Annotated in this window: 7 protein-coding genes; 1 reads left to right on the forward strand and 6 read right to left on the reverse strand. The window is 65.8% G+C overall.

Annotated elements, in window-relative coordinates; translation table 11 throughout:
- Positions 1-7: 7 nt before the first annotated feature.
- From V0R59_RS19425 to V0R59_RS19435, 3 genes are all read right to left on the reverse strand, one after another.
- Entirely contained in the window at positions 8-2,083 is a 2,076-nt protein-coding gene (locus tag V0R59_RS19425; RefSeq protein ID WP_330078294.1) for a hydantoinase/oxoprolinase family protein, read from the reverse strand.
- A 254-nt stretch (positions 2,084-2,337) separates the two neighbouring features.
- Complete coding sequence (locus V0R59_RS19430; RefSeq protein WP_330078293.1) at positions 2,338-3,093, reverse strand: SDR family oxidoreductase; 756 nt, start codon at positions 3,091-3,093, stop codon at positions 2,338-2,340.
- Positions 3,086-3,835, reverse strand: a complete 750-nt coding sequence (locus tag V0R59_RS19435) for an SDR family NAD(P)-dependent oxidoreductase (RefSeq protein ID WP_330078292.1) — start codon at positions 3,833-3,835, stop codon at positions 3,086-3,088. The genes V0R59_RS19430 and V0R59_RS19435 overlap by 8 nt, the downstream gene beginning before the upstream one ends.
- 85 nt (positions 3,836-3,920) lie before the next feature.
- Here V0R59_RS19435 and V0R59_RS19440 point away from each other — a divergent pair, with 85 nt between their 5' ends.
- Positions 3,921-4,514 carry a TetR/AcrR family transcriptional regulator gene (locus V0R59_RS19440; RefSeq protein ID WP_330078291.1) on the forward strand — a complete coding sequence of 198 codons (594 nt, stop codon included), beginning with the start codon at positions 3,921-3,923 and terminating at the stop codon, positions 4,512-4,514.
- Between the two features lie 130 nt (positions 4,515-4,644).
- Here V0R59_RS19440 and V0R59_RS19445 read toward each other — a convergent pair whose 3' ends face one another.
- The 3 genes from V0R59_RS19445 to V0R59_RS19455 form a co-directional block, all read right to left on the reverse strand.
- Positions 4,645-5,496 carry a methyl-accepting chemotaxis protein gene (locus V0R59_RS19445; RefSeq protein ID WP_330078290.1) on the reverse strand — a complete coding sequence of 284 codons (852 nt, stop codon included), beginning with the start codon at positions 5,494-5,496 and terminating at the stop codon, positions 4,645-4,647.
- Positions 5,497-5,505: 9 nt separating this feature from the next.
- Positions 5,506-6,771, reverse strand: a complete 1,266-nt coding sequence (locus V0R59_RS19450; RefSeq protein ID WP_375547425.1) for an OprD family porin — start codon at positions 6,769-6,771, stop codon at positions 5,506-5,508.
- 89 nt (positions 6,772-6,860) lie between these two features.
- Positions 6,861-8,063, reverse strand: coding sequence for a benzoate/H(+) symporter BenE family transporter (locus V0R59_RS19455; protein WP_330078289.1), 1,203 nt, complete (start codon positions 8,061-8,063; stop codon positions 6,861-6,863).
- Between the last annotated feature and the right edge of the window lie 162 nt (positions 8,064-8,225).

The following is an 8,225-nucleotide window of genomic DNA, read 5'->3' on the forward strand; positions in this document are numbered from 1 at the left end:
TCAGGTATTAGCGACGGGCGACCAGCAGGCAGCCGTCGGGCTGGACCGTGGCGGTGAAGTTCGAGGTGACGAAGGTCGAGGTCTCGCGTTCGACGATGATCGCCGGGCCATCGACCCGGGCACCGACCTGCAGCTCTTCGCGGGGATGGATGCCGGCATCGACGAAACCACCGGCGGCCACGTCGAAGACCTGGCGGCGCGCCACTTCATGGGCGCGGTACGAGGCGGCGACCTCCTCGATCCGGGCGACCGGCGGCAGCGGCGAACTGGCCTTGACCGACCAGCTGACGATCTCGATGTCCGGACCGTCGATCGGGCGACCGAAGAAGCGCGTGTAGGCCTCTTCGAAGCGCGCCTTGAACTCGACGGTATCCGCCGCGCTGAAGGCCTTGAATGGCAGGGCTACGGGAATTTCCCAGCCCTGGCCGACGTAGCGCATGAAGGCGGTACAGTCCATTTCCGGCTCGCCCTCGGGCATGCCTTGACGGAGGAAGCCCAGCGACTCGGCCTTCATCTCTTCGATCAGCACATTGACCGCGGCGGCATCGAACTCGGACAGGCGCACGAAGGCGCTGCGCACCGCTTCATAGCCGAACGGCGCACGCAGGAAGCCGATGGCCGATCCCACGCCGGCACCGGCCGGCACCAGGAAGCGCGACACGCCCATCTTTTCGCAGAGCCGCGCGGCATGCAGCGGGCCACCGCCACCGAAGGTGATCATGGTGTAGTCGGCGATGTCCTTGCCGCTTTCCACGGCATGCACGCGACCGGCGTTGGCCATGTTTTCGTCGACCACTTCGCAGACGCCAAAGGCGGCGGTGTAGGCTTGCAGGTTCAGCGGCTGGCCGATGACCCGGCTCATCGCAATGGCGGCGTTGTCGCTGGACAGGCGCAGGGCGCCGCCGGCGAAGTTGTCGGCATCGAGACGACCGAGCAGCAGGTTGGCATCGGTGATGGTCGGCTCCTGGCCGCCACGGCCGTAGCAGGCCGGACCTGGCTCGGAGGCGGCGCTGTGCGGGCCGACGCGGATCTGGCGCATGCTGTCGATGCTGGCGATGGAACCGCCGCCGGCACCGATCTCGACCATCTCCACCACCGGGATGGAAATCGGCATGCCGCTGCCCTTCTTGAAGCGATAGGTGCGGGCCACTTCGAAGGTCTTGGCGGTCTTCGGCACCTGGTCTTCGATCAGGCAAATCTTCGCCGTGGTCCCGCCCATGTCGAAGGACAGGACGTTTTCCAGCTGGTAGCGGCGAGCGATATCGGCGGCGAAGATCGCCCCGCCGGCCGGGCCGGACTCCACCAGGCGTACCGGAAATTCGGCGGCGCTCTGCACCGAGATGATGCCGCCGCCGGAGTGGATCATGAATACCGGGCAATCGGCGCCTGACTGTTTCAACGTCACCACCAGGCGGTCCAGGTAGGACTTGATCAGCGGCTTGACGTAGGCGTTGGCGCAGACGGTGTTGAAGCGCTCGAACTCGCGCATCTGCGGCGAGACTTCGCTGGAAATGGAAATCGACAGTTGCGGCAGGCGCGCCTGCAAGGCATCGCGCAGTTGACGCTCGTGGGCGCCGTTGACGTAGCTATGGATAAAGCCGATGGCCACGCTTTCGTAGTTGCCTTCGGCGATGCGCTCGACCAGGGCGTCGATCTCGGCCTGGGCCGGGGCGATCAGCACGCGGCCCTTCACATCCAGGCGCTCACGCAGGGTGTAGCGGTGTTCACGGTCGATCAGCGGCGGCGGCAGGGCGATATTGATGTCGTACTGCTCGAAGCGGTTTTCGGTGCGCATTTCCAGGGTGTCGCGAAAGCCCTCAGTGGTGATGAAGGCGGTACGCGCACCGCGGCGCTCGATCAGGGCGTTGGTCGCCAGGGTAGTGCCGTGGATCAGCTGGTGGATATCCGACAGCTGCAGGCCGGCCTGCTCCACCACCTGGCGCACGCCGGTGAGGATGGCCCGCTCGGGCAGCTCGTAGTCGGTCAGGATCTTGGTCGAATGCAGAACCCCGTCCACGTCCAGCGCGATATCGGTGAAGGTTCCGCCTATGTCCACGCCGACCCGGCATGATGTCGCAGTCATCGTCATATCCCCTGCAATGCTTTGTAGTTGTTACGACTCCGCTTGGCTAAGCGGCTTTTCATGTAAGTTATATGTTGTCTTACAGGTGGTCAAGCACCTGTGGAGAGAAATCTGTCGCCTGCAAAAGCCCATAGATACAACACCACCCCTGTGGGAGCGGGTTTACCCGCGATTGCCATGGTGAATTCACTACCGCAATCGCGGCGTTCCGGCGTTCCGGCAAACCCGCTCCCACAGGTGACCGCAGATGGGCTCTATTCCAGCGTCTTGACCATCCGCGACCCGCCCACCGCCTGCGCCGTGGGGAAAACCTCCAGCCGCGATACATCCACCGCCGCCGGCATCCTCAACGCCGCCAGCAACAGCTCGGCAATGTCCGCCGGCTGGATCGACTCATAGCCGTCATACAGCTCGCTACCCGCCGCCTGCATACCCATCGCGGTCTTGTACAACTGGGTCTGCACCCGCCCCGGGGCGATCTCGGTGACGCGCACGCCAGTACCGAGCAGGTCGCAGCGCAAGGCATCACAGAACAGACTGACGCCGGCCTTCGAAGCACCATACACCGCGGCTCCCGGATGCGGCGCGCGGCCGGCGCTCGAGCCGATGAAGAACAGGTGCCCCCTGCCCCGCCCGACCATCCCCGGCAGCACTTGCCGGGCCAGATGCAGCGGCGCCTTGAGGTTGATATCGAGCATGTTGTCGATCTCCGCCTCGTCGATCTCCTGGAACGCGGCGCGGGTCGAGAGGATGCCGGCGTTGTTGACCAGTACGTCCACAGCCTGCCCTTGCAGTGCGGCACTCAGCCCATGGACGTCACGGACGTCTGCCCGCAGGGTGGTCACCCCCGGCTCGTCGACCAGTTCCGCCAGCGCCTCGGGACTGCGCCCGACCGCGATCACCTGCAGACCGGCATCGCGCAGGGCCAGGACGATGGCCTTGCCGATACCACTGGTGGCCCCGGTCACCAGGGCGCGCTGGTAGCCCGCGGGGAATGCGACTTCAGGCATAGATATAGCCCCCGCTGACAATCACGTTCTCTCCAGTGGCGTAGCTGTTGCGGCTGCTGCCCATCATCACGATCCATTCGGCGATTTCCGCAGGCTCGGCGGCGCGCCCCAGCGGGTTGGCAGCGGCCAGTTCGCCGAGGAAACCCAGCTGGCGGGCGCGCTCGGTGGCGAAACCGGCCGGGGCTACCGAATTGACCAGGATCTGGTCCTTGGCACAGGCCTGGGCGAAGGATTTGGTCAGGCTGACCACGGCAGCCTTGGTCGCCGCGTAGTGGGCGTTCTGCGGGTGGGCCTTGAAGGCGTCCACCGAGGTGACATTGACGATGCGCCCGGTCACTGCCGGGGCCGCCACGTACTGCTGCATATGCCGAACGGCCGCGACCATCATGTGGTAGGTGCCCTTGATGTTGACGGCGTTTTCCAGATCCCACTCCTCGTCGGTGATCTCGAAGATATCCTTGCGCGGGTAGATCGCCGCGCTGTTGACCAGGCAATGGACCCGGCCGAGGGCACCGACGATTTCCTCGAAGGCACCGTGAGCGGTGTCCTTGCGGGCGATATCGCCGACCGCCACTGCCACCTCAGCCCCGAGGCCGCGCAATTCTTCTGCAGCCTGCACCAGCAATTGCTCGTTGCGGTCGATCAGGCCGATTTTCAACGCCCCACGCTTGACCATCAGGCGCGCGGTTTCCAGGCCCAGGCCCGACGCGCCACCGACGATCACCACCGTTTGATTTTCCATGAACCACCTCTGCGATTGAGTCTTTACGTAAGATGCCTGTTGTCTTACATTTGGTCAAACATCAAATCGTTCACAGGTCATCCCGATGCCCGCCGCCAGCCGCTTGTCAGTGCCCTCCCCCGACGCCCGCGATCGCCTGCTGGAGGCGGCCAGCAGCCTGTTCGCCAGCCATGGCTACCAGGCCATCGGCCTGCGCGACCTGGCCGGCCACCTGGGTTTGCGCGCGGGGTCGCTGTATCACCATATCGAAAGCAAACAGGGGTTGCTGTTCGAACTGATCGAATCGAGCCTGACCGATCTGCTATACGAGACGCGGCAGTGCCTCAAGGGCAGCCGGAGTAATGGCGAACGCTTGCAACGCTTTGTCCAGGCGTTCATTTCGTTCAGCCAGGCGCACCCGGACCGGCTCACCCTGCTGACCCGGGAGGCGGTCAACCTCAATGCGGAGCAGTTGCGCCAGGTGGAGGAATTGAAAGGAGCCTACAGCGCCCTGCTCAGCGAGATCATCATCGCCGAGTGCGGGCCCGCCTCGGCGCCACGGGCCGGCTCGATCGCCCAGGCGGTACTGGGGCTGCTATGTGGGCAGGGACAATGGGGCAGCATCGGTGCGGTGCGCGAGCAGATGGTGATGTTCGTGCAGGGGATCGTCTGTACCGGGAAGGTGGGGCGGGTGTTCTGATTTCACATCCCCATCAAGTGCAGGGCACCCTGTGGGAGCGGGTTTACCCGCGATTGCGTTGGTGGATTCACTATCGCAATCGCGGGTGAACCCGCTCCCACAAGGTCGGCGCTGCTTTGCAGCAACACCTTCAATCCATGGTATTCACCAACCGCCCGGCCTCACCCGCCAGCGCCCTTTGACTGGCCAACCGCCCCATCACCCGCTCGACGATCTCGACCCGTGCCACCGCCGCGCTGCGCATGTCCTGCATGGCCTGCAAGGCCACGCCTGACTGCGCCAGCCCCTGGCGCGCAGCTTCGCCAAGCTGACCGATGCCCAACCGCGCCTCCTCCGCCGATTGCTCCAGGCCCTTGGCAATCTGCCGGATCCGCGCACTGGAATCCCCCGCCCGCCGCGACAGGCTGCGCACCTCGTCAGCGACCACGGCGAAACCCCGGCCCTGGTCACCGGCCCGGGCCGCTTCGATCGCGGCATTCAGCGCCAGCAGGTTGGTCTGGCTGGAGATGTCCTGGATGCTGCCGACCAACGAACCAATCTGCACCGATTGCGCACCCAGTTCGTCGAAGGCGCTGGCCACCTGGACCATGGAGCTGTCCAGGCGCCCGAGGATATCCGCCGAGGCCTGGATACTCTCGGCACTGGCATTGACCTTGCCACCCGCCTCCCGCGCCAGCTGGTTGGCGAAGCGCATGTCCTGCTCGGTGGCGTGGATCTCGTCACCCAGCGCCACCAGGCAGCCACGCAGGCGCGGATCCTCCGCCGCCTGCACCGGCTCCGGCGGCGGGCAAGGCGGCGGTAACGGTGCAGGTATTTCGACGATCACCTCCCGCACTCGATACTCCACCACGCCCTGCCAGAGCACGGCGGCCAGTGCCATGCCCGACACGGCCAGGACAATCCCGGCCGGATGCCACAGCGCGGCGATACAGGCGAGCCCGGACAGGCCCTGCACCAGCAGGGCCAGGCCTTTTCGCGTCATGCCGCCTCCTTAGAGCAGTTTCCAGGTGTAGGTGAAGATCAGGCGGTTTTCGTCGATATCGCTGCGGTAGTTGGAGCGCGCCATGGCATTGCGCACGCGGATGCCGAGACCGCCGAGCACGCCGCTCTGTACCACGTAGGCGATATCCAGGTCGCGCTCGCGGTCCTTGCCCTCGAAGCCGCGGCCGGTATCGACGTTGTCGCCGGTGATATAGCGCACGCTGGTAGTCAGGCCGGGAATGCCCAAGGCGGCGAAGTCGTAGTCGTAGCGCGCCTGCCAGGAGCGCTCGTCGGTGTAGGCGAACTCGTAGGTCGGCACTTCGTTGCCCAGCGGGGTGATATTGGCGAACACCCGCGGGAACGGGCTGTCGCCGTACATGGCCTGGTAGCCGACATAGAAGGTGTGGCCGCCGCGCTTGGCCGAGAGCAGCGAGAACAGCGCCTGGTTGTCGATATCGCCAAGCAGCTTGTCGCCGTCTTCCCTGGCGGTGTAGTAGCCGAGGTTGGCGCCCAGCACCCAGTCGCCCACCGGCTGGGAGTGCTTGAGGCCGAGGAAGCCCTGCTCGTAGATATCTTCCAGCTGGCCGTACCACAGGCTGGCGGTGCTGCGGTTGCCGTTGAAGGCATAGTCGGCACCGGCGAAGTTGAAGCCGTCGCTTTCCGCCTGGCGCTGCGGCACATGGCCGAGCATGGCGGCCATCTTGCCGTCGCCGCTTTCGTTACGCAGGTGGGTGGACTTGAGGTGGCCGCCCTGCAGGGTCAGGCCGTCGATTTCCGCCGAGCTGATGGCCACGCCCTGGTAGGTCGGCGGCAGCAGGCGGATATCGCTGAAGGCCAGCACCGGCAGGTTGGGTTGCAGTTCGCCGAACTTCAGCTCGGTCTTCGACAGCCGCGCCTTGAGGGTCAGGCCCAGGCGGCTGTAGTTGTCGGCAGCGACGCCATCCTCCTGCATCGGCAACAGGCCGGTGTTGGCCCGGTCGCGGCTGCTGTCGAGCTTGAGCCCGAGCAGGCCGATGGCATCCACGCCGAAGCCGAGGGTGCCGGGGGTGTAGCCGGACTTGAAGTTGAGGATGAAGCCCTGGGCCCACTCTTCGGCCTTGGACTGCTGGTTGGCGCCGACGATGTCGGAGAAGTCGCGGCTGAAGTAGTAATTGCGGGTGGTCAGGGTGGCGGTGGAGTCCTTGAAGAAGTCCGGCTCGGCCGCCAGCAGCGAGGGGCTGGCGACGGCCAGGCCGAGGGGAAGCATGACGCGGGTTGCGCAAGGTAGCTGTTTCATCGGGAAGCTCTCTGATCTTGTTTTTATTGGGGTGCAGCTTTCCAGGCAGCGGTCCGGTGAGGCCGCTGCCGTTGGGTGGAACCGGTGTTTCAGTGACTGCGCGGCACGGCGGCCGTAGTGGGTGAAGGACGCCGGGCCGCCAGCAGGCAATGGGCGAGCAGGCCGAAGACCAGCCCCCAGAACGCTGCCGACAGACCAAGGAAGGACACGCCCGAGGCAGTGACCAGGAAGGTGAACAACCCGGCATCGCGTTCCCTGGGCTCGGCCAGGCTGCGCGCCAGGGCCTCGCTGATGGCGCCGTACAACGCCAGCCCGGCCAGCGCCGCGATCAACGCCTTGGGAAACGCGGCGAACAACGACACCAGGGTGGCCCCGGCAATGCCGAACAGCAGGTACAGGGCACAGCCGGACAGCGCGGCGATATAGCGCCGGCGCGGGTCTTCATGGGCTTCGCGGCCGGTGCAGAGGCTGGCGGTGACGGCTGCCAGATTGAGTCCATGGCAACCGAACGGTGCCAGCAGCGCACCGACCACCGCGCTGCTGCTGATGATCGGGCTGGCCGGGGTCTGGTAGCCGGCATTGCGCAGCACTGCCATGCCCGGCATGAACTGCCCGGTCAGGGATACCAGCACCAGCGGCAGGGCCAGGTTGAGGGTGGCGGCCAGGCTGAATTCGGGGGTGATCCATTGCGGCGTGGCCAGGTCGAAGACCAGCTTGTCGCTATGGAAATGCCCGCCAGACAGGGTGATACCGACGCCCACCAGCAGCACCGCCGCTACCGAGTAGCGCGGCCACAAGCGGCGCATCGCCACGTAGGTAAGGAACATGCCCAGCACCAGCGCCGGTTGCGCCGGCAGCGCGCGGAACACCTCGACGCCGAAGCTGAACAGGATGCCCGCCTGCATCCCGGCGGCGATCGAGCCCGGCAGGCGCGCGATGATGCGGTCGAAGGCGCCGCTGAGGCCGATCAGCAGCAACACCAGGTTGGTCACCAGGTAGGCGCCGACGGCCTGGTTCAGGCCGATCTGCGGCAAGGCGGTGACCAGCAGCGCCGAGCCGGGAATCGACCAGGCGATCACCACCGGCACCCGGTAGCGCAGGCTGAGTACGGCACCGAGCACGGCGCTGCCGATGGAAATTGCCCAGACCCAGGAAGACAGCAGGCTGTGGGACAGGCCGGCGCTTTCTGCGGCGTGGAACACCAGCACCAGCGGGCCGGCGTAGGAGATCACCGTGGCGATCATCCCGGCCACCAGGGCGGACAGCGAGCAATCCTTGAACAGGTCTTTCATGGGACCTCGCGTGAGCCGGTTAACGGCTGATTGTTTTGGGGCTGCTGCGGGGACCTTGTGGGAGCGGGTTTACCCGCGATTGCGATGGGGGGCTAAACCGCGCCAACGCGGGGAAACCCCCGACCACAGGGATCGCGCTCCCCGGTAACTGCTGCGAGGTCA

It is taken from the genome of Pseudomonas ulcerans, assembly GCF_036324125.1.
Taxonomy (GTDB): Bacteria; Pseudomonadota; Gammaproteobacteria; order Pseudomonadales; family Pseudomonadaceae; genus Aquipseudomonas; species Aquipseudomonas ulcerans.

Bases quoted from the DNA above. Each gene is read 5' to 3' on its own strand.
- V0R59_RS19425 (WP_330078294.1), bottom strand. From the start codon at position 2,083: ATGACTGCGACATCATGCCGGGTCGGCGTGGACATAGGCGGAACCTTC.
- V0R59_RS19430 (WP_330078293.1), bottom strand. From the start codon at position 3,093: ATGCCTGAAGTCGCATTCCCCGCGGGCTACCAGCGCGCCCTGGTGACC.
- V0R59_RS19435 (WP_330078292.1), bottom strand. From the start codon at position 3,835: ATGGAAAATCAAACGGTGGTGATCGTCGGTGGCGCGTCGGGCCTGGGC.
- V0R59_RS19440 (WP_330078291.1), top strand. From the start codon at position 3,921: ATGCCCGCCGCCAGCCGCTTGTCAGTGCCCTCCCCCGACGCCCGCGAT.
- V0R59_RS19445 (WP_330078290.1), bottom strand. From the start codon at position 5,496: ATGACGCGAAAAGGCCTGGCCCTGCTGGTGCAGGGCCTGTCCGGGCTC.
- V0R59_RS19450 (WP_375547425.1), bottom strand. From the start codon at position 6,771: ATGAAACAGCTACCTTGCGCAACCCGCGTCATGCTTCCCCTCGGCCTG.
- V0R59_RS19455 (WP_330078289.1), bottom strand. From the start codon at position 8,063: ATGAAAGACCTGTTCAAGGATTGCTCGCTGTCCGCCCTGGTGGCCGGG.